18 protein-coding genes are annotated in these 19,768 nt (G+C 65.7%); 13 read left to right on the top strand and 5 right to left on the bottom strand.

The window, feature by feature from the left end; translation table 11 throughout:
• Nucleotides 1–156 precede the first annotated feature (156 nt).
• The gene (locus BN1136_RS11065) at nt 157–1,206 is read left to right on the top strand and encodes a glycosyltransferase family 9 protein (protein ID WP_043764125.1); all 1,050 of its coding nucleotides are present in this window, start codon (nt 157–159) and stop codon (nt 1,204–1,206) included.
• A gap of 50 nt (nt 1,207–1,256) precedes the next feature.
• Here BN1136_RS11065 and BN1136_RS11060 read toward each other — a convergent pair whose 3' ends face one another.
• The gene (locus BN1136_RS11060) at nt 1,257–2,045 is read right to left on the bottom strand and encodes a glycosyltransferase family 2 protein (RefSeq protein WP_043764136.1); all 789 of its coding nucleotides are present in this window, start codon (nt 2,043–2,045) and stop codon (nt 1,257–1,259) included.
• A gap of 322 nt (nt 2,046–2,367) precedes the next feature.
• Between BN1136_RS11060 and waaF the strand changes: the two genes are divergently transcribed.
• The 3 genes from waaF to BN1136_RS11045 all read left to right on the top strand — a co-directional run bounded on the left by waaF (nt 2,368) and on the right by BN1136_RS11045 (nt 5,746).
• Complete coding sequence (waaF, locus tag BN1136_RS11055; protein ID WP_043764124.1) at nt 2,368–3,465, top strand: lipopolysaccharide heptosyltransferase II; 1,098 nt, start codon at nt 2,368–2,370, stop codon at nt 3,463–3,465.
• A gap of 1 nt (nt 3,466) precedes the next feature.
• A complete protein-coding gene (gene waaA / locus BN1136_RS11050) occupies nt 3,467–4,732 on the top strand; it encodes a lipid IV(A) 3-deoxy-D-manno-octulosonic acid transferase (RefSeq protein WP_043764123.1) in 1,266 nt (421 codons plus the stop codon).
• A gap of 135 nt (nt 4,733–4,867) precedes the next feature.
• The gene (locus BN1136_RS11045; RefSeq protein ID WP_043808492.1) at nt 4,868–5,746 is read left to right on the top strand and encodes a DMT family transporter; all 879 of its coding nucleotides are present in this window, start codon (nt 4,868–4,870) and stop codon (nt 5,744–5,746) included.
• Between the two features lie 187 nt (nt 5,747–5,933).
• On the opposite strand, the gene BN1136_RS11040 is transcribed toward BN1136_RS11045, so the two are convergent.
• Nucleotides 5,934–6,797, bottom strand: a complete 864-nt coding sequence (locus tag BN1136_RS11040) for a YicC/YloC family endoribonuclease (RefSeq protein ID WP_043764122.1) — start codon at nt 6,795–6,797, stop codon at nt 5,934–5,936.
• A 146-nt stretch (nt 6,798–6,943) separates the two neighbouring features.
• On the opposite strand from BN1136_RS11040, the gene rph reads away from it, so the two are divergent.
• The 9 genes from rph (at nt 6,944) to BN1136_RS10995 (ending at nt 16,456) form a co-directional block, all read left to right on the top strand.
• Nucleotides 6,944–7,660: a ribonuclease PH gene (gene rph, locus BN1136_RS11035; protein WP_043764121.1), complete on the top strand. Its 717-nt coding sequence runs from the start codon at nt 6,944–6,946 to the stop codon at nt 7,658–7,660.
• A 75-nt stretch (nt 7,661–7,735) separates the two neighbouring features.
• On the top strand, nt 7,736–8,389 hold the full coding sequence (pyrE, locus tag BN1136_RS11030; RefSeq protein ID WP_043764120.1) for an orotate phosphoribosyltransferase: 654 nt from the start codon (nt 7,736–7,738) through the stop codon (nt 8,387–8,389).
• Nucleotides 8,390–8,548: 159 nt separating this feature from the next.
• Nucleotides 8,549–10,960, top strand: coding sequence for a heavy metal translocating P-type ATPase (locus BN1136_RS11025; RefSeq protein WP_043764119.1), 2,412 nt, complete (start codon nt 8,549–8,551; stop codon nt 10,958–10,960).
• Nucleotides 10,957–11,346 (top strand): Cu(I)-responsive transcriptional regulator, encoded by a 390-nt coding sequence (gene cueR, locus BN1136_RS11020; protein WP_043764118.1) that lies wholly within the window; start codon nt 10,957–10,959, stop codon nt 11,344–11,346. Before BN1136_RS11025 ends, cueR begins: the two co-directional genes overlap by 4 nt.
• 153 nt (nt 11,347–11,499) lie before the next feature.
• Nucleotides 11,500–12,654 (top strand): GGDEF domain-containing protein, encoded by a 1,155-nt coding sequence (locus tag BN1136_RS11015; RefSeq protein ID WP_043764117.1) that lies wholly within the window; start codon nt 11,500–11,502, stop codon nt 12,652–12,654.
• 31 nt (nt 12,655–12,685) lie between these two features.
• Entirely contained in the window at nt 12,686–12,949 is a 264-nt protein-coding gene (locus BN1136_RS11010) for a YihD family protein (protein WP_005306857.1), read from the top strand.
• 197 nt (nt 12,950–13,146) lie between these two features.
• Nucleotides 13,147–14,595 (top strand): cytochrome c oxidase accessory protein CcoG, encoded by a 1,449-nt coding sequence (ccoG, locus tag BN1136_RS11005; RefSeq protein ID WP_043764116.1) that lies wholly within the window; start codon nt 13,147–13,149, stop codon nt 14,593–14,595.
• Between the two features lie 128 nt (nt 14,596–14,723).
• Nucleotides 14,724–15,713 (top strand): serine/threonine protein kinase, encoded by a 990-nt coding sequence (locus BN1136_RS11000; protein ID WP_043764115.1) that lies wholly within the window; start codon nt 14,724–14,726, stop codon nt 15,711–15,713.
• A gap of 134 nt (nt 15,714–15,847) precedes the next feature.
• Nucleotides 15,848–16,456 carry a thiol:disulfide interchange protein DsbA/DsbL gene (locus BN1136_RS10995; RefSeq protein ID WP_043764114.1) on the top strand — a complete coding sequence of 203 codons (609 nt, stop codon included), beginning with the start codon at nt 15,848–15,850 and terminating at the stop codon, nt 16,454–16,456.
• A gap of 79 nt (nt 16,457–16,535) precedes the next feature.
• Here BN1136_RS10995 and phnE read toward each other — a convergent pair whose 3' ends face one another.
• From phnE to BN1136_RS10980, 3 genes are read right to left on the bottom strand one after another with little or no spacing between them, the layout of a single operon-like run.
• Nucleotides 16,536–18,083, bottom strand: a complete 1,548-nt coding sequence (gene phnE / locus BN1136_RS10990) for a phosphonate ABC transporter, permease protein PhnE (RefSeq protein ID WP_052365706.1) — start codon at nt 18,081–18,083, stop codon at nt 16,536–16,538.
• Nucleotides 18,071–18,832 (bottom strand): phosphonate ABC transporter ATP-binding protein, encoded by a 762-nt coding sequence (locus BN1136_RS10985; protein ID WP_043764113.1) that lies wholly within the window; start codon nt 18,830–18,832, stop codon nt 18,071–18,073. The genes phnE and BN1136_RS10985 overlap by 13 nt, the downstream gene beginning before the upstream one ends.
• Complete coding sequence (locus tag BN1136_RS10980; protein WP_043153390.1) at nt 18,829–19,674, bottom strand: putative selenate ABC transporter substrate-binding protein; 846 nt, start codon at nt 19,672–19,674, stop codon at nt 18,829–18,831. Before BN1136_RS10980 ends, BN1136_RS10985 begins: the two co-directional genes overlap by 4 nt.
• Nucleotides 19,675–19,768 lie beyond the last annotated feature (94 nt).

Raw genomic sequence — 19,768 nt, 5'->3', positions numbered from 1 at the left:
CGCGTTGGCGCGGATTTTTGGCGCGAGCCCCCGCGTCTTGCCCACAAATCGGGGGCCTTCGGTGTCATCGCTTGAGAATCGCCCTGCATCAGGCAAGAATACCCGCATCGCGCATCAAGCTTCCGTCGTGGGTGACTGGGAGCAAAGGGATTTTTTATGAAACGTATTCTGGTAGTCCGCAATGACAAGATTGGTGACTTCATGCTGGCCTGGCCGAGTTTTGCCATGCTCAAGCGTTCCATGGAGTGTCATGTGACTGCCCTGGTTCCCGCCTACACGGCGCCGCTGGCCCGCCTCTGCCCCTGGATCGACGAGATCATCCTGGACCCGGGTGCCCGGGCCGACAAGGAACAGCAACGCGCCCTGCTGGCGCGCATCAAGGCAGCCGCCTTCGATGCCTCCATCTGCCTCTTCTCCAACACCCGCAACGCCAAGCTGGTGTGGAAGGCGCACATTCCCTACCGGTTGGCCCCCGCCACCAAGCTGGCCCAGGTGCTCTACAACCATCGCCTGGTGCAGCGCCGCTCCCGCTCCCAGAAGCCGGAGTACGAATACAACCTGGATCTGGTGCGCCGTTTCCTCGCCGACCAGCATCAGGCGGCAGTGGAGCCGCAGGGCCCCTACCTCGACTTCGACCCCGCCAGCCTGCAACAGGTGCGCGAGCAGGTCGCCACCCGCCTGAAGCTGGATGCCGGCCGCCCCTGGCTGATGGTGCACGCCGGCAGCGGTGGCTCGGCCAACAACCTCTCCATCGAGCAGTATTCACGCCTCATCATCAAGCTCAACCAGGCCTGTCCCGAGCTGCAGTGCGTGCTGACAGCGGGGCCGGGGGAGGAGGGCAAGGCGGAACAGCTGGCGGCCGAGCTGCTGGCCCACGGCGGCAACGGCTGGATCTACCGCTCCGACGAGGGGTTGCCGAAGTTCTGTCAGGTGATGGCCAACGCCGCCCTGTTCGTGGCGGGCAGCACGGGGCCGCTGCACATCGCCGCAGCGCTGGATGTGCCGACCGTCGGCTTCTTCCCGGCGCACCGCTCGGCGACGCCCCTGCGCTGGCGCCCGCTCAACGGCGAAGGACGCCACCTGGCGTTCAGCCCGCCGGAAGACAGCGATCACCCGGAAGACATGAGCCAGCTCGATCCCAAGGCCATAGCGGCGGCGATCGCCCGCTGGGCGCCGCCGTTCTGGCAGGAAAAAATCGAGCAATAAAAACAGGGCCCGCGATGGGCCCTGTTTCGTGATACGGATGATCTGGCGGGTTACTTGCCCGCCTGGTCCGGTGTCCGGGGCTGCTGGCGGATCCAGAGGTCGGCGTACTTCACGAAGGTGGAGTGGGCCGACAGTATGGCCAGCAGGAGGCCCTGCTTGCCGTCGAGGAAGCCGGCCTTGAGCAGGTACATCTTGAGGAAGCAGCCGACGGCGTGCACCAGCCCCTGGCCCAGAGAGCCCTTCTTGCCGCGGGCGGTGCGCTGATCGGCCCAGGCTCTGGCATAGCCGGCGGACTTCACCAGATAGTGTTCCAGGTCCCGGTAGGTGAAGTGGAGCAGGTCACCGTGCAGGTTGACGATCTGCATGTTGGCGCGCACTTCCACCTTCTCGTGCACGAGCGCCTCGTTGTAGCCGGTCAGCGCCTTGGGATAGAGGCGCAGCACCCGATCCGGATACCAGCCGCTGTGGCGGATGAAGCGGCCGAATACCCAGGAGAGGCGCGGGATGGAGTAGATGGTGTCCTGGCCCGGGTTGGCCATGACGTCGGCGATGGCGCTTCGCAGCGCCGGGGTGAGCCGCTCGTCCGCATCCAGCCAGAGCACCCATTCCGACTGGACATGGGACTGGGCCAGACGGCGCTGGCGGCCGAAGCCGGGCCAGGCGGTGTTGACGAAGAAGCGGGCGCCGAACTCGGCGGCGATGGCGGGGGTATCATCCTGACTGCCGGAGTCGAGGATGACGATTTCGTCCACCAGATCCTCGAGAGAGGCGAGGCAGGCACGCAGGTTGTCGGCTTCATTCTTGACGATCAGGACGGCCGCCAGGGTCGGTTTTTTCACAGGTGAGGAACTCTTGTTGGCACCCGGCGGGCGGGTCATGCTCGGATTGGCGCCCATTCTAGCCTAAAACCTTGCCCGGGGCATGGGCTCGCTGCCAGCTTTGTCCCGGTTCCCAGGCCCGCAGGAAGGGGTGGCGGCAGGCATTCGCCTCACGCGAGGTCGCTGACCGACCCATCTGCCACGTGGTGGGGCATGCGATCCCGGATATGAGGCCCCTTTGCAGGGCTGGCGGGGATCTTCTGTTATTTCTTCGGCCTTTCTTGGGGCATAATCTCGCCCAGTAACGATCAACAGCCGGGCCAGTCCCGAGAGAAGACGCGCGATGAAGATATTGGTGATCGGCCCCTCATGGGTCGGCGACATGGTGATGTCCCAGAGCCTCTACAAGGCGCTCAAGAGCAACCACCCCGGCAGCGAGCTGCATGTGATGGCACCGGCCTGGTGCGTGGCCCTGCTGGAGCGCATGCCCGAGGTGGACAAGGCCATCCCCATGCCGCTCGGCCATGGCGACTTCAAGCTGGGGGAACGCCGCCGGCTCGGCAAGCAGCTGGCCGCAGAGAAGTACGATCAGGCCATCATTCAGCCCAACTCCATGAAGTCGGCGCTCATCCCCTGGTTTGCCCGGATCCCGGTGCGTACCGGCTGGAAGGGGGAGCATCGCTTCGGCCTGCTCAACGACATGCGCAGCAACAAGAAGGCCTTCCCGCTGATGGTGGAAGGGTATCTGGCGCTGGCCTACCCCAAGGGGCAGATGAAGAGCCGGGCCGACATTCCCGCGATTCCCCATCCCTCCCTGCACGTGGACCTCGTCAACCAGGGCAAGGCGCTGGATCGGCTCGGTCTGAATCGCGCCCGCCCCGTGCTGGTGCTCTGCCCGGGAGCCGAGTTCGGCCCGGCCAAGCGCTGGCCCGAGGGGCACTACGCCGTGGTGGCGCAGAAGCACCTCGACGAGGGCTGGCAGGTGTGGATCTTCGGCTCCGGCAAGGATGCGGCGGTGGCGAACACCATCCGCGAGCGCATCAACCCCCTGTCGCGCCCCAACTGCCACGTGCTGGCGGGCAAGACCAGCCTGCACGAGGCGATCGATCTGATGGCGCTGGCTGGCCGGGTCATCGCCAACGACTCGGGCCTGATGCACGTGGCGGCCGCCCTCAACCGGCCGCTGATCGGCGTCTATGGCTCCACCTCGCCCCTCTACACGCCGCCGCTGGCGGACAGGGTCGAGATCGTCCACACCGACATCGAGTGCCGCCCCTGCTTCAAGCGCACCTGCAAGTTCGGCCACCTCAAGTGCCTGATCGATCTGATGCCCGAGCAGGTCATCGAGGCAGGCAACCGGCTGGAGCGGGGGGCGTCGGCGGATCTGCTCATCGCGCGCCAGCCGGTGGCTGGGACGGGTGAAGAGAGCGCAGGTCAATAAGATGATCTACCGGCTGCTCTACAACCTGTTGATCCATCTGGGCTTGCCCCTGGCACTGCTGGCGCTCTACAGACCGAAGAAGGGCAAGCCCGGCTTCGGGACGCGCTGGGCCGAGCACCTGGGGCGGGTGCCCGCCACGGGGCAGGAGGCCCCGCTGTGGATCCATGCGGTGAGCGTGGGGGAGACCCTGGCCATCACTCCCTTCATTCGCGCCCTCAAGGCCGAGCTGCCCGAGCTGCCCATCCTGCTCACCACCACCACCCGTACCGGTGCCGAACAGGCGGCCAAGCTCGGGGATCTGGTGGTGCACCGCTACGCGCCCCTGGATTATCCCTGGGCCGTCTCGGCGTTTCTGAATACCTTCAAGCCCCGTGCCCTCTGGGTGATGGAGACCGAGCTGTGGCCGAACTGGCTGGCGGCCTGCGAGGCGCGCCACCTGCCGGTGACCATCCTCAACGCCCGCCTCTCTGAGCGCTCCTGCCAGCGCTATGCCCGTTTCCAGGGGGCCTTCGATGCCCTGAGCCGGCCTCTGACCCACCTGCTCTGCCAGCATCAGGACGACGCGGATCGCTTCCATCGCCTGGGGATAGACCGTAGCCGGCTGGCGGTGACCGGCTCCATCAAGTTCGATATCCAGTTTGGCGACGAGGTGCAGGCCAGGGGGCGTGCCCTGCGCCAGCAGCTTGGAGAGGCACGACCGGTCTGGATCGCCGCCAGCACCCATCAGGGAGAGGACGAGCAGGTGCTGGCCGCCTTCGATAGGGTGCTCAAGGTTCATCCCTCCGCCCTGCTGATCCTGGTGCCCCGCCACCCCGAGCGCTTCGATCGGGTGGCCGAGCTGTGCGCCCCCTATGGCTGCGTGCGGCGCACGGCGGGCAGTGCGGTTGGCGAGAGCGACAAGATCTACCTGGGTGACACCATGGGGGAGCTGCCGCTGATGCTGGCGGCGGCGGATCTGGCCTTCGTCGGCGGCAGTCTGGTGAAGATCGGCGGCCACAACCTGCTGGAGCCGGCGGCGCTCGGCAAGCCCTGCCTGACTGGCCCCGCCTACTTCAACTTCAGCGACATCACCCGCCAGCTGGTGGCCCAGGGAGGGGCCGCCGTGGTGGCGGATGCCGATGACCTTGGCGAAGCGGTGAGCCGGCTGCTCGGCGATGCCGGCGCTCGCCGGGAGATGGGTGAGCAGGCTCGCGCCGTGGTGCTGCGCAATCAGGGGGCGCTGGCGCGCACCCTGTCTCACTGCCTCGCCAGCCTGGAGAACGACTGAGCGGGCGGCCCGGTGGCCGCCCCGCCTCCCTGCCGCAGCCTGGCTCTGGGGCACAACCCCTGAGCAATCCACCGGAGACAATCCGGCCCTCTTTCCTTTATGCTCTGCCCTCTGTCTTCACCCTGCGATGCCCCGATGAACCGCGTTCCCCTGCTGCTGATGATACTGGTCACCTTGCTGGCCGCCGCCGGCTGGCTCTTCTCGAAAGAGGCTATCCGCGAATTGCCCACCGCCGCCTTTATCGGCAGCCGCTTCCTGCTGGCCGCCCTGCTGCTCTTGCCACTAGCCTGGTTGCGGGAGCCGCCGCCCAGCCGCTCGCAGCTGCTGCGGGCTGCCGGGTGCGGCACCCTGCTCGGGGCCAGCCTGCTGTTCTGGGTCACCGCCATCAGCCAGAGCGATGCGCTCGGCAGCGGCGCCTTCATCATGAGCGTGGCCACCCTGATGGCGCCGCTCGCCGCCTGGGCTGCCTTCAAGGCCAGACCCGGCCGCCACTACTGGCTCACCCTGCCGCTCGCCGTCGCCGGCCTGCTGCTGCTCTCCAGCAGCACCCACTGGGGCGTGTCGCTCTCCCTGTTCTGGTTTCTGGCGGCAGCCGCCACCCTGGGGGTCCAGCTCGCGGTACACCGCCACTTCGCCCAGTCCATTCCCCCCACCTGGCTCACCTGCATCCAGCTGGCGGTGACCGGGCTGCTCGGCACCCTGCTCTCTCTGCTGACCGAGCAGTGGCCCGCCGACATCAGCCACGGCATCTGGGGCTGGTTTGCGGCGAGCGTCCTGATCGCCACCACCTTGCGCTACTGGCTGCTGACCCACGCCCTGAGTGGGATGACCACGGCCCACGCCGCCCTGCTGATGCTGCTCGAACCGATTTGGACCCTGATCCTGAGCACCCTCTTCTATGACGAGCCGCTGGGCGGCGCCAAGCTGGCCGGCGTGGGCCTGGTGCTCGGCGCCCTGGTGCTCTACCAGCTTCCCCTGCTGCTGCGCAGCCGCAGGTTGAAGTCACCGGTCTAGCCTGAACGGGCGACAAACCTAAGTGGTTCGGAAAAACGGGAGGGTCTGCATGGCAGGCCCTCTCTGTTTGATGGCGAAGGCCAGGCTGTCTTCGCCTAGGGTTGCCATCAGCCAGGGCGCTGTTCTCGGTGGGAAGCGGACATAAAAAAGCCCCCGCATGGCGGGGGCTGTGCATCGAGGAGAGGGATCACTCGATGTTCTGGATCTGCTCGCGCATCTGCTCGATGAGCACCTTCAGCTCGACGGCGGACTGGGTCACCTCGGCGTTGATGGACTTGGAACCCAGGGTGTTCGACTCGCGGTTGAACTCCTGCATCATGAAGTCGAGGCGACGGCCGCAGGCGCCCCCCTTCTTCATGATCTTGGTGGTTTCGCCGATGTGCATCTCCAGGCGATCCAGCTCCTCGGCCACGTCGATCTTCTGGGCCAGCAGCACGATCTCCTGCTCGATGCGGGCCGGATCCAGCTCCACCTTGGCTTCGGCCAGCCGGTCGGTGAGCTTCTGGCGCTGCCACTCGATGATCTGCGGCAGGTGCTCGCGCACCTTCTTCACTTCCACCTGAATGCCGGCCAGACGCTGCTCGATCAGCGCCTTGAGGTTGGCCCCTTCGCTGGCGCGGGAGGCGAGGAAGTCATCCATGGTCAGGTCGAAACCGGCCATCAGCTCGGTGGCGACCGCGTCCATGTCCTGCTCGGCGGCAGCCATGACGCCCGGCCAGCGCAGCACGTCCACCGGGTTGAGCTGGCCCTGACCCGCTTCCTTCATCACCCAGTTGGCGCTCTCGATGATGAGTCTGGCCAGCTCTTCATTGATGTGGAGCTGGCTGGCGGCAGCCTGGGCGGCCTCGAAGCGCAGGTTGCACTCCACCTTGCCCCGCTGCAGCTTGGCCCGGAAACGCTCGCGCAGCACCGGCTCCAGGCTGCGCAGTTGTTCCGGCAGGCGAATGTAGGTCTCCAGATAGCGCTGGTTGACCGAACGAATTTCCCAAACGGCTGTGCCCCAGTCGCCCTTGAGTTCCTTGCGGGCGTAGGCGGTCATGCTGTGAATCATTGATTGTTCCGGGCTTGATGAAGTGTGCGGCCAGTATACTCAGCCAGGCCTGCCCCGTCAGCCGACGGCGTGGTTTTAGCGGCTGATATTTGAGTAGCAATGGCTTATACTCCTGCGCCAATTCAGCCAGCCCAGAGGTCAGTCCCATGTCCCGTCCCAGCGATCGCAGCGCCGCCCAGGTGCGTCCGGTAACCATCACCCGCCACTTCACCAAGCATGCTGAAGGGTCCGTGCTGGTGGAATTCGGCCACACCCGTGTGCTGTGCACCGCCAGCGTCGACACCAGCGTGCCGCGCTTCCTGAAAGGCAAGGGGCAGGGCTGGGTCACCGCCGAATATGGCATGCTGCCGCGCTCCACCCACTCCCGGATGAACCGTGAAGCCGCCTCCGGCAAGCAGAGTGGCCGCACTCTGGAGATCTCCCGCCTGATCGCCCGCTCCCTGCGCGCCGCCGTGGATCTGACCGCGCTCGGTGAGCACACCATCACCGTTGACTGCGACGTGCTGCAGGCCGATGGTGGCACCCGCACCGCCGCCATCACAGGGGCCTGCGTCGCCCTGGTGGATGCCCTGAACTGGATGCTGGAGAAGGGTCTGATCAAACAGAGCCCGCTCAAGCAGATGATCGCGGCCGTCTCCGTCGGCATGTTCCAGGGCGAAGCCATCTGCGATCTGGAGTACGTGGAAGACTCCGCCGCCGAGACCGACATGAACGTGGTGATGACCGAAGACGGTCGCATCATCGAGGTGCAGGGCACCGCCGAGGCCGAGCCCTTCACCCACGAGGAGCTGCTGGCGATGCTGGCCCTCGCCAAGGGCGGCATCATGGACATCATCGCGCTGCAGAAGCAGTCGCTCTCCTGATTTTAAAAACGCGGCATTGACCGCGTTTTTTTATACCCCCACACAAGACAACGACAAGCCAAGCAAGGAGCCAGAATGAAAGCCTACCAGCGTCAATTTATCGAGTTCGCCCTGGAGAAACAGGTTCTCAAATTCGGTGAATTCACCCTGAAATCCGGCCGCAAGAGCCCCTACTTCTTCAACGCCGGCCTGTTCAACAGCGGCCGCGATCTGGCCCGTCTCGGCCGCTTCTACGCCGCCGCCCTGATGGATGCCGGCATCGAGTTCGACGTGCTGTTTGGCCCAGCCTACAAGGGGATCCCCATCGCCTCCGCCACCGCAGTGCAGCTGGTGGAGCAGCACGACGTGGACGTGCCCTGGTGCTTCAACCGCAAGGAGGCCAAGGATCACGGCGAGGGCGGCAATCTGGTGGGCAGCCCGCTCAAGGGGCGCATCATGCTGGTGGACGACGTCATCACCGCCGGCACCGCGATCCGTGAATCCATGGATCTGATCCAGGCCAACGGCGCTTCCCTGGCCGGCGTGCTGATCGCGCTGGACCGCCAGGAGAAGGGCAAGGGCGAGCTTTCAGCCATTCAGGAGGTGGAGCGTGACTACGGCGCCCACATTATCGCCATCATCCAGATGAGCGATCTCATCGCTTATCTGGAAGAGAAGCAGGCCGAGCAGCCGGAGCTGGCAACACAACTGGCGGCCATGCAGGCCTATCGCGCCCAGTACGGCATCTGATAGAGCCATATCCTGAAAGATGGCGCCACCCTTGCCGGGGTGGCGCCATTTTTCATGGCCAAATAAAGTAAAGATCGTGGCTTGAGCTTACCCTTACAGTAAAGGTTAAGGTTTGTTCATCGGCACTCTATTGGCCGACCAGTTCCGGGGAGGAACACCATGACCACACATATTCAACTGCCGCTGACCGGCATGAGCTGCGCCAACTGCGCCAGCCGTATTTCTGCTGCCCTGAACAAGCTGGAGGGCGTGAAGGCAACCGTCAACTTCGCGCTGGAGCAGGCGGCCATCGACCTGACCGATGGCGACCGCCTGCCCGAGGTGCTGGAGAGCATCAAGGCCCAGGGCTACGACTATGGCCAGGAGACACTCACCTTCCAGATCGGCGGCATGACCTGTGCCGGCTGTGCCGCCCGCCTCAACAAGATGCTGACCGCGCTGCCCGGCGTGATCTCCGCCGACGTCAATTTCTCGCTCGAACAGGCCCGTCTCGTGCTGGTGCCGGGGATGCAGACCCCCGCCGCCCTGCGCACCCGGATCGAGGAGATCGGTTTTGACGCCCAGCTGGCGCAAGGTTCGGCGAGCGGCCGCCGCCAGCAACTGCTGGAGCGGGAGGCGCAGGAGTCTGCCGCCGCCCACCAGGCGCTGATCCAGGTCTGTATCTCGGCGTTGCTGACCCTGCCGCTGCTGGTGGGCATGCTCTCCATGGCCGGCCTGCTGCACTGGCATCTGCCCGCCTGGCTGGAGCTGGTGCTCGCGACCCCGGTGCAGTTCTGGATCGGGGCCCGCTTCTATCGCGGTGCCTGGCTTGCCCTCAAGAACCGCTCCGCAAACATGGATGTGCTGGTGGCGACCGGTACCAGCGCCGCCTACTTCTACAGCCTCTATCTGTTGCTCACCCTGGGGGCGGCCGCCAGCGGCAAGCTCTACTTCGAGGCGAGCGCCATCATCATCACCCTCATCTCCCTCGGGAAGCTGCTGGAGGCGCGCGCCAGGCGCAGCACCCAGTCCGCCATTCGCGAGCTGATGGCCCTGCGCCCCGAGACGGCCACCGTCTGGCGCGGGGGGGAGTGGCAGAGCGTCGGCATCGACGAGGTATTGCGTGGCGACAGGCTGCGGGTGCTGGTGGGCGAGCGGGTGCCGGTGGACGGCAAGATAACGAGCGGCGAGAGCGAACTGGATGAATCTATCCTCACCGGCGAGAGCCTGCCGGTGCCGCGCGCGCTGGGGGATGCCGTGCTGGGCGGCGCCATCAACCGTTCCGGCGTGCTGGAGATCGAGGCCACGACCGTGGGGGAGGACTCCAGCCTCAGCAAGATCATCGCCCTGGTGGAGAGCGCCCAGATGGGCAAGGCCCCGCTGCAACAGCTGGTGGACAGGGTCTCCGCCGTGTTCGTGCCCGTGGTGATGGCCATCGCCCTGTTCACCCTGCTGGCGTGGTATGCCTATAGTGGTGACTTCGGCCAGGCGCTGCTGGCGGCCGTCGCCGTGCTGGTGATCGCCTGTCCCTGTGCCCTCGGGCTGGCGACGCCGGCGGCCATCGTCACCGGCACCGGGGTGGCGGCCCGCCACGGCATCCTGATAAAAGACGTGGATACCCTGCAGAAGGCCCACGCCATCAAGGCGCTCATCTTCGACAAGACCGGCACGCTCACCCAGGGGCGGCCTGTGCTGGCGAGCTGGAGCGGCAGCGACGAGCAGCTGCGCCTCGCCGCCGCCTTGCAACAGGCGAGCGAGCACCCGCTGGCGCTGGCCATGCGCGAGGCAGTCGGCAAAGATGCCGCGCTGCCCCAGCCGGAGGCGGTAGAGGTGCGAGTCGGCGCCGGCATACTCGGCCAGGTGGCGGGCCATGGGGTTGCCATCGGCAACAGTGCCTTGCTGGCCCAGCTCGGCATCGAAGCACCCGCGCAGGATGAACAACCCGCCGACGGCGCGACCCGGGTCTGGGTGGCCATCGACGGCGTGGTCGCCGGCCTCGCTGCCCTGGCCGATACCCTGAGGCCGGAGAGCCCCGAGGCCATCGCCACCCTGCGCCGGCGCGGCATCGCGAGCTGGCTGGTGAGCGGTGATGCGCCAGCGCCGGTGGCCCATATCGCCGCCAAGCTGGGGCTGGACGGAGCCTTCGACTCCGTGCTGCCCGCCGGCAAGGTGGACAAGGTCGCGGCGCTGCGGGCGCAGACCTCCGGGCTGGTGGCCATGGTGGGGGACGGTGTGAACGACGCCCCGGCGCTGGCCGCGGCGGACGTGGGGATCGCCATGGGCTCGGGGTCCGACGTGGCGATGGAGACCGCCGCCATCACGCTCATGCGATCTGATCCGCGGCTGGTGGCCGATGCCATCGACATCTCGGCGGCGACCTGGCGGACCATACAGCAGAACCTGTTCTGGGCCTTCGCGTTCAATGTGATCGGCATTCCGCTGGCGGCCCTGGGCTATCTCAGCCCAGAACTGGCGGGGGCGGCCATGGCCCTGAGCAGCATCACCGTACTGAGCAATTCACTGTTACTGAAGCGCTGGCAACCCGGAGCGGGCAGCCGGCGCCCATCCGAATCGAAGAGGAGTCATCCATGAACATCAGCAAGGTTGCCAAGGCCACCGGCCTGACCGCCAAGACCATCCGCTATTACGAGAGCATCGGGCTCATCACGGCGCCGGTGCGCAGTGACAACGGCTACCGCAGTTACAGCGACGGTGCCCTGCGGGAACTGCGCTTCGTCAAGCGGGCGCGGGAGACCGGCTTCAACCTGGAGGAGTGTCAGGAGCTGCTGGCACTCTACCGGGACGAGCACAGAACCAGCGCCCAGGTGAAGAAGCTGGCCCAGGAGAAGATCGTCGATCTGCGGGCCCGCATCGCGGGGCTGCAGGCCATGCTCGGTGCCTTGGAGGAGGTGGTGAGTTGCTGCCATGGGGACACGAGCCCCGAGTGCCCCATCCTCGACGAGCTGGAGAAGGGGTGATCGGAGAGCCCCGGCTGCTGGCGCCGCACCCTGAGGGGCGTGGCGCTCACAAGGCGGGAGAGGCGCTGAGCGGCTTCTTAATAGCGGTCGATTGATTGTTGAGCAGGAAAGGGGAGTGTTAGACTGGGCGGCTATTGTACAGGGAGCCCCCAGTTGACCCAGAGTGTGAAACATCAGGTTCGGCGGGCCATCATGGTCCAGCTCTATACCCACGCCTCCTTCAGCCTGCCTTGTCTGGCGCTGCTGGCGCTTGGCTGGAGCCTGCTATTCCACGACTACCTGCCCGCCGGGGAAGCATTTGGCTGGCTCGGCCTGGTGTTGTTGTTGCTGCTGGGGCGCGGGTGGCACCTGCGCTGGCGTCGGCCCGGATTGGCGCAGCTCCCGCTGCCGGTGCTGGAGCGAGAACTCTTTGTCGGGGTGACCATCACCTCCATCATCTGGGCCCTCGGCGTACTGCTTTATATGGGCAAGCTGCCGGACACCTACCGCGCCGCCATGATGATGCTCTCCAGCCTGATCCTCACCGGCAGCGCCATCATGCTGTTCGGCAGTCGCCGTTCCCTCTACGGCGCCGTGTTGCCGCTGGGGCTCGCCATGCTGTTCGAACTGGGTGGCGGCAACGAGCAGGAGCGGATCGTCTCCTGCATGCTGGCGGGCTATCTGTTCGTGTTTCTGCCCACCCTGCTGCGACGCCTGCGGCGGGATCAGGTGGCCTCCCTCTACCACAGCTTCTCCAACGCCGAGCTGGTGGCGGAGCTCAAGGCGGTTTCGGAGCACCTCAAGCTCACCTCCCGTCTCGATGGCCTGACCGGCATCGCCAACCGGGCCCACCTCGATGACAGCCTGGCGCGGGCCTGGCGCCGTTGCCACCGGGCCCGGGCGCCCCTCTCCCTGGTGCTGGTGGACGTCGACTACTTCAAGCAGTTCAACGATCACTATGGCCACCAGCTGGGGGACCAATGCCTGCAGCAGGTGGCGAGCCTGCTGGCCGGGGTGCTGCGCCGGGAGGATGATCTGGCCGCCCGTTACGGGGGGGAGGAGTTCGCCCTGTTGCTGCCCTGCACCACCATGCAGGGAGCCATACAGATCGCAGAACAGGTACGCACGGCCCTGAGCGCCCTCGGCATTCCCCACCACAAGTCCCGTGTCTCGGGTCGGGTCAGCTGCAGCTTCGGGGTGGCGACTCTGGTGCCGGATTCGCACCACTCCATCGCCGATCTCGTCCAAAAAGCGGATGCGGCCCTCTACCAGGCCAAGCATAATGGCCGGGATCGTATCGAAGTAGCCTTGATGGGTAAGGTTGCCTGAGTTTCACAAGACAGATTGAAAGAGGTCGTCTATGCAATGTCATCGTATCGAAGAGCTGCTCGAACTGCTGCAGCCCGCCTGGATCAAGGAACAGGATCTCAGCCTGGTGCAGTTTGTCGCCAAGCTGGCCGAGGAGGCCGGATTTGAAGGCCCCCTGTCCGAGCTGACCGACGACATGCTGATCTACCACCTCAAGATGCGGGAATCCGACAAGCAGGCGATGATCCCGGGGTTGGCCAAGGATCATGTGCCCGACTTCAAGGAAGCCCTGCTCAAGGCCCGCGGCATCAAGTAAGCCGGTCTCCCTGCCCCGGGGAGAGAAAGGTTTCAAGGGAATCTGCAAAGAGGCGCATAGTCAACTGGCTATGGGCCTTTTTTGTTACCTGAAACTGCGACGGCACTCGAACTATAGATACATTTAACCCACACAATTAGCAGGTTGTTTAAGATATAATCGGCTTCATAACAATGTGAGTGGAGCAAGGTATTGCAATGTCGGACCAGGACAAGATCGATATCAAGGATGTGACCGGTGACGTCACCGGGACCTTCAATCCCAACACCTTCAAGGCGGGTGACGACAGGTTCAACCCCGGCAAGCGTATCTACGTCAGGTCCCAGACCGGCTACTGGCAGCGAGTGCGCAAGGCCATGGGCTGGTTCTTCGTCGTGCTCTTCGTCGCCTTGCCCTGGCTGCGCTACGATGGCCGCCAGGCGGTGCTGTTCGATCTGGAGCACCAGCAATTCCACATCTTCGGTGCCACCATCTGGCCGCAGGACCTCACCCTGCTGGCCTGGGTCTTCATGATCGCCGCCTTCGCCCTCTTCTTCGTGACCACCTTCCTCGGCCGGGTCTGGTGTGGCTTCCTCTGCCCGCAGACGGTGTGGACCTTCATGTTCATCTGGTTCGAAGAGAAGCTGGAGGGGGCTGCCAACAAGCGGCGCAAGCTGGATGCGGCGCCCTGGAGCGGCGAGAAACTGGCCCGCAAGGGGACCAAGCACCTGGCCTGGATCCTGCTGTCGCTGGGCACCGGCCTCACCTTCGTCGCCTACTTCCAGGATGTGTTCCAGCTGGTACCCGATTTCTTCACCCTGCAGGCGGGTGGCTGGGTCATCTTCTGGGTGCTGTTCTTCGCCGCCTGCACCTATGGCAATGCCGGCTGGATGCGGGCCATCATGTGCATCCACATGTGTCCCTATGCCCGCTTCCAGTCCGCCATGTTCGACAAGGACACCTACATCGTCGGCTATGACAGCAAGCGCGGCGAGACCCGTGGCGCCCGTGGTCGCAAGGCCGATCCCAAGGCGCTGGGGCTGGGGGACTGCATCGACTGCGATCTCTGCGTGCAGGTCTGCCCGACCGGCATCGACATCCGTGACGGCCTCCAGTACGAGTGCATCAACTGCGGCGCCTGCGTCGATGCCTGCGACCAGACCATGGATCGGATGGGTTACCCGCGCGGCCTCATCAGCTACACCACCGAGCACAAGCTGGCCCACAGCGAGACCCAGGTCGCGCGGCCCAAACTGATCGGCTACGGCCTGGTGATGCTCGTCATGCTGGGGGTCTTCGTCTACAACGCCATGTCCATCATGCCTATGGGGCTCGACATACTGCGGGATCGCAACCAGCTGTTCCGGGAGAACAGCGAGGGGCTCATCGAGAACACTTACACCCTCAAGATCCTCAACAAGACCCTGCAGTCCCAGACCTATCGGCTGGACGTGGAGGGGCTGCCCGAGTTCCAGTGGTTCGGGCCGCGGGAAGTGACTCTCAAACCAGGGGAAATTTTCACCCTGCCGGTGAGCCTGGCGGTGGATCCCTTCAACCTGAAGCGACCGACCCTGGACGTCCAGTTCGTGCTCAAGCGGGAAGGGGCGGCACCGGACGACAGCAAGAGTACCCTGCGTCAGCCGAGCAAATTTATCAGCAGGCTGTGACAGGATGGCCAAAGGGCACCCTGCACGGACCGGCAACTTTATCGGCAGGTTGTGACGGTTTACGGGAGGGCGGGTCGTCCATCCCGGGCCGGATCGGATAGAATGGGGCGCAACAGCGCCCCTTTCCTATGGTGGATGACATGCGTTTCAACTATTCCGACCTCAATCCCGACCTCATCATGGATGCCATCGATCTCAGCGGCCTGCGCATCGATTCCGGCCTCATCGAGCTCAACAGCTACGAGAACCGGGTCTACCAGTTTCAGGACGAGGATCGTCGCCGCTACGTGGTGAAGTTCTATCGCCCCGGTCGCTGGAGCCGGGCCCAGATCCTGGAGGAGCACGAGTTCGCCGCCCGCCTGGGGGAGACGGAGATCCCGGTCGCCGTGCCCCTCAGCTTCGCCGGAGAGACCCTGCTGGAGCATCAGGGCTACCCCTTTGCCATCTGGCAGAGCGTCGGCGGCCGCCAGTTCGAGGTGGACAACCTCGATCAGCTGGAGTGGGTCGGGCGCTATCTCGGCCGCATTCACAGGGTCGGGGCCAGTCACGGGTTCCATCACCGCGTCCCCCTGGACGTGGAGACCATGCTGCACGAGCCGCGTCAGTTGCTGGCGTCCGGCGAGTGGCTGCCAAGCGGCCTGGCCAAGCAGTTCTTCGGCGTGCTCGACGAGCTGATCCGGCACGTGTGTGACGCCATGACCCTGGACGTGGCGCGGATCTCCCTGCACGGGGACTGCCACCCCGGCAACATCCTGTGGCGCGACGGCCCCCTGTTCGTCGATCTCGACGACTGCCGCACCGGCCCGGCCATCCAGGATCTCTGGATGCTGCTGAGCGGGGAGCGCCACGAACAGCAGCTCCAGCTCGATACCCTGCTGGCAGGTTACGAGGAGTTCATGGAGTTCGATCCGCGGGAGCTGGCGCTCATCGAGCCACTGCGGGCCATGCGCATCGTCCACTACATGGCCTGGCTGGCCAGGCGCTGGGAGGATCCCGCCTTCCCCCGCCACTTCCCCTGGTTCAACACCGAACACTACTGGCGCCAGCAGATCGCCACCCTGCACGACCAGCTGGCGGCACTGAAGGCCCCTCCCTTGAGCCTGATGCCCCAGTGGTGAGGGAGGTCGCCGGGGGAGGCATGCCAGCCTCCCCCGGCTGCCTTTGCCATTGACGGCACGAGGGGGACACAATAGGCTTGGACTGCTTCGGTTCGCCGGGCGTGCCTCACAGTGATCCCTTAACAGGAAACGTCATGAAAAAAATCCTATTTTTCCTCGCCGCCATGCTGATGATCCCCATGGTTCACGCCGCCCCGCAATTCAAGGAAGGCGTCAACTATGACGTGGTCACCCAGACCGGCAGCGCCCAGCCTGAAGTGATGGAGTTCTTCTCCTACTTCTGCCCGCACTGCGCCAAGTTCGAGCCGATCGCCGAAGAGCTGGCGAAGAGCCTGCCGGAAGGCGTACCCATGAAGAAGAACCCGGTGGCCTTCCTGGGCCGCGAGATGGGGCCCGAGATGCAGCGTGCTTACGCCGTCGCCAACCTGCTGAACGTCGAAGGCAAGCTGACCCCGGCCATCTTCGACAAGATCCACACCCAGCGCCAGATCCCCCAGAGCCGTGGTGACGTGAAGCAGATCTTCGTGGACAACGGCGTGCCGGCCGAGGAGTTCGACGGTGCTGTCGACAGCTTCGCCGTTTCCGGCATGGTCTCCCAGTTCGACCGCAACACCGAGAGCTACAACGTGCGCGGCGTGCCGGCCTTCCTGGTGAACGGCAAGTACATGGTGAAGATCGAATCCATCACCTCCCAGGAGCAGTTCAACCAGCTGGTGCAATTCCTGCTGGCCAAGAAAGACTGATCCAGACTGACCTCGTGAAAAAAGCCCGCCGGTGCAAACCGGCGGGCTTTTTGTTTATCAGGGCCATGCAAGGCGGGGGTCAGATCTGGCAATCCCGCTGGCTGGGGGCCGGGCGCGGCAAGCGGGTGCGGCGGCTGAGGGCCTCCGCCAGCCAGACCAGCAGCAGTATGGCCAGCAGCAGGGTGGCGGTCTGGTCGTAGCGGAACAGGCTGAGCGAGACATAGAGCTGCTGTCCCAGGCCGCCGGCGCCAACCACGCCGAGTATGGTGGCGGCCCTCAGGTTCATCTCGCCGCGATAGAGGCTGTAGGCCAGCCACTGGCGCGCCACCAGGGGGAACACCCCGTACCAGAAGCAGGCCGTAGGGCCGGCCCCGCTCAGCTGCAAGGCGAGGCGGGGGGCGGGATCGGCGTTCTCCAGGGTCTCCACGAACAACCGCGCCAGCACCCCGGTGGTGTGCAGGGTCAGCGCCAGTATGCCCGCCACCGGCCCCAGTCCGACCGCGATCACCAGCAGGCTGGCGAAGATGAGTTCGGGCACGGAGCGCAGCAGGTTGAACAGCAGCCGCAGCGGCCAGCAGTGGCGCGCGAGGCAGGCCAGCGGCAGGGCCAGCAGGGCGCTGAAGAGGGTGCTTAGCAGCGCCATCTGCACCGTATCGAGCAGGCCCATAGCCACTGTCTTGAGGAAGGGCCATGACCAGTCCGGTCGCAAAAACTCCCCCAGGAAGGTGCCCAGGCCCCCCAGTGAGAAGCTCAGCATGCGCCAGTCGAGCTGATACAGCGCGAGGACTGCGGCCAGCCCCAGGCAGATCAGCAACAGCAGGCCGGGGGAGCGGCTGTGGCGCAGCCAGGCGCTGAGGCCATCCGCGAGCGTCACCAGCAGGATGAAGGCCAGCAGCAGGGTCACCACCTCGCCACCGGCAAACATGCGCAGGGAGAGTTCGAGCTGCTGACCGAGCCCGCCGGCGCCGACGAAGCCCATGATGACGGAGGCGCGCAGGGCGCACTCCCAGCGGTAGACGGTGTAGGAGAGCAGCTCTTGACGCACCGCAGGCAGCACGCCGTACCAGAGCGCCTGCAGCCGGCCGCTACCGCCCAGCAGCAGGGCGCGGGCCGGTTGCAGGGCACCGCTCTCCATGATCTCGTTGTAGACCTTGGCCAGCATGCCGCCGTAGCTGACGGCGATGGCCAGGATGGCGGCGAGCGGCCCGAGCCCCGACAGACGCACGAACAGCAGCGCCCAGATGAGCTCGGGCAGGCTGCGCAGCACGATGGCGACGAGGCGCGAGAGGGCCCGAAAGGCGCCGCGCAGCGGGCTGGGCACCGGCCCCAGTTCGGCCAGCGACAGGGCGCGGGAGCCGAGCAGGGCGAACGGCACACCGAGCAGCAGGGCGCCCGCCAGTCCCAATGTCGCCACCGCCAGACTCTCCAGGGTCGCGGTCAGGGTCAGGACGAGGAAGTCCCGATCCATGCGGGGCGGCCAGCTGGTGGCGAGGAAGTTGCCCATCTGCCGCCAGCTCTGGCCGTCGAACAGGCCGAGCCAGCCGTCGGCCTGTTGCCACAGGCTGTAGCCGATGAGCAGCAGCAGCCAGGGCAGGGGATGGCGCCAGCGGCTAGTCAAATTGAACACGCCGCCGCCTCGTCATCACCGGCGTAGAGCTCGGCCAGCATGGCCGGGGTGACGGCCGCCGCCGGACAGTCGAACAGCACTCGCCCCTCCCGCAGGCCGATGATGCGGGGGAAACGGCCGAGCGCCAGCTCGACCGCATGCAGGTTGGCGATGAGTGTGCTGCCCCGGGCGCGGGCCTGTGCCAGCAGGGCATCCAGGCTGCTCTGGGCGAGCACGGGATCGAGGGCGGAGACGGGTTCGTCCGCCAGGATCAGATCCGGCTGCTGATAGAGCACCCGGGCGATGCCGACCCGCTGCAACTGGCCACCGGAGAGCTCGCCGCAGCGCTGTTGCCACTTGTCGGCGAGGCCGAGGCGCGCCAGCTCGGCTCGCGCGCCTTCGGGGTCGCAGGGGCGCAGCAGGGAGAGCAGGGCGCGGCCGAGGGACCACTGACCGAGCCGGCCGGCCAGCACGGCGGTCACCACCTTCTGGGAGGCGGGCAGCGGCGGTTGCTGCCAGACCATGCCGATCCGGCTGCGCAGCCGCTGGCGGGCCTGAGTGGAGAGGGTCCAGGGATCCTGGCCCCAGAGGGCGAGCCGGCCTTCGCCGCGCAGCTCGGTGCCGATTAGCCGCAGCAGACTGGTCTTGCCCGCGCCGCTCGGCCCTATGATGGCCACGCACTCGCCTGCCGTTATCTGCAGGTTGAACGGCTGCAGGATGCGGCTCTGGCCGAGCCGCAATCCTTCCCCGTCCAGCGCGACGGCGATCACTTCAGCAGGCCGGCCTGGGTGGCGGCGGCTTCGATGCCCAGGTAGTTCTCGGGCTTGGTCTCGATGAAGCGGGTGGCGCGTTGCAGCTTGAGGATCTCGGCCTGGGCGGGCACCGCCGGATCCAGGCTGAGGAAGGCCTGCTTGATCTTCTCTTGCAGGGCCGGATCCATATCACCACGCACTGTCCAGTTGTAGTCAAAGTAGGTCGGGGTGGTCCAGATCACCTTGACCTTGGTGGTGTCGACCTTGCCTTCTTCCACCAGTTTCTCCCACACGGAGGCGTTGAGCGCACCGGCCGGCACCTTGCCGGAGGCGACCCAGGCGACGGTGGCGTCGTGGGCGCCGGAGAAGGCGACGTGGGCGAAGTCACGCTCCGGGTTGATGCCCTGCTCGGCCAGGAAGTGGCGCGGCATCAGGTGGCCGGAGGTGGAGGAGGGGGAGCCGAACGCGAAGTCCTTGCCCTTGGTGTCGGCCAGGGTCTTGATGCCGCTGTCGGCATTGGCGATGAACTTGGAGGTGAACTGGGCATCTTCCTGGCGCTGCACCAGAGGCACCACCTTGTCGGCACGGCGGTGTGCCTGCACATAGGTGAAGCCCCCGAGCCAGGCCATGTCCAGCTTGCCGGCGGCCAGCGCCTCGACCACGGCGGCGTAGTCGTTGACCGGCACGAACACCACCTCGCGGCCGGTTTTCTCGGCCAGGTAGTCACCCAGGGGGGCAAACTTGCGCTGCAGCTCGGTGGGGGCTTCGTCCGGGATGGCGGAGACCCGCAGCGGTTCGGCGGCGACGGCGCTCAGGCTGGCGAGCAGGGTGGTGAGGGCGAATATCCATCTGGAGGTCATGGGTGGTTCCTTGTGGTCTGGCGTTCGAACAAGCGAAAGGTCCGACGGGTGTCGGACCTTTCAGGTGAGTCATGGTAGGGGGCCATCGGCGCAG

Source organism: Aeromonas taiwanensis (assembly GCF_000820165.1).
Classification (GTDB): domain Bacteria; phylum Pseudomonadota; class Gammaproteobacteria; order Enterobacterales; family Aeromonadaceae; genus Aeromonas; species Aeromonas taiwanensis.
This window is presented reverse-complemented; position numbering and strand designations above follow the sequence as displayed.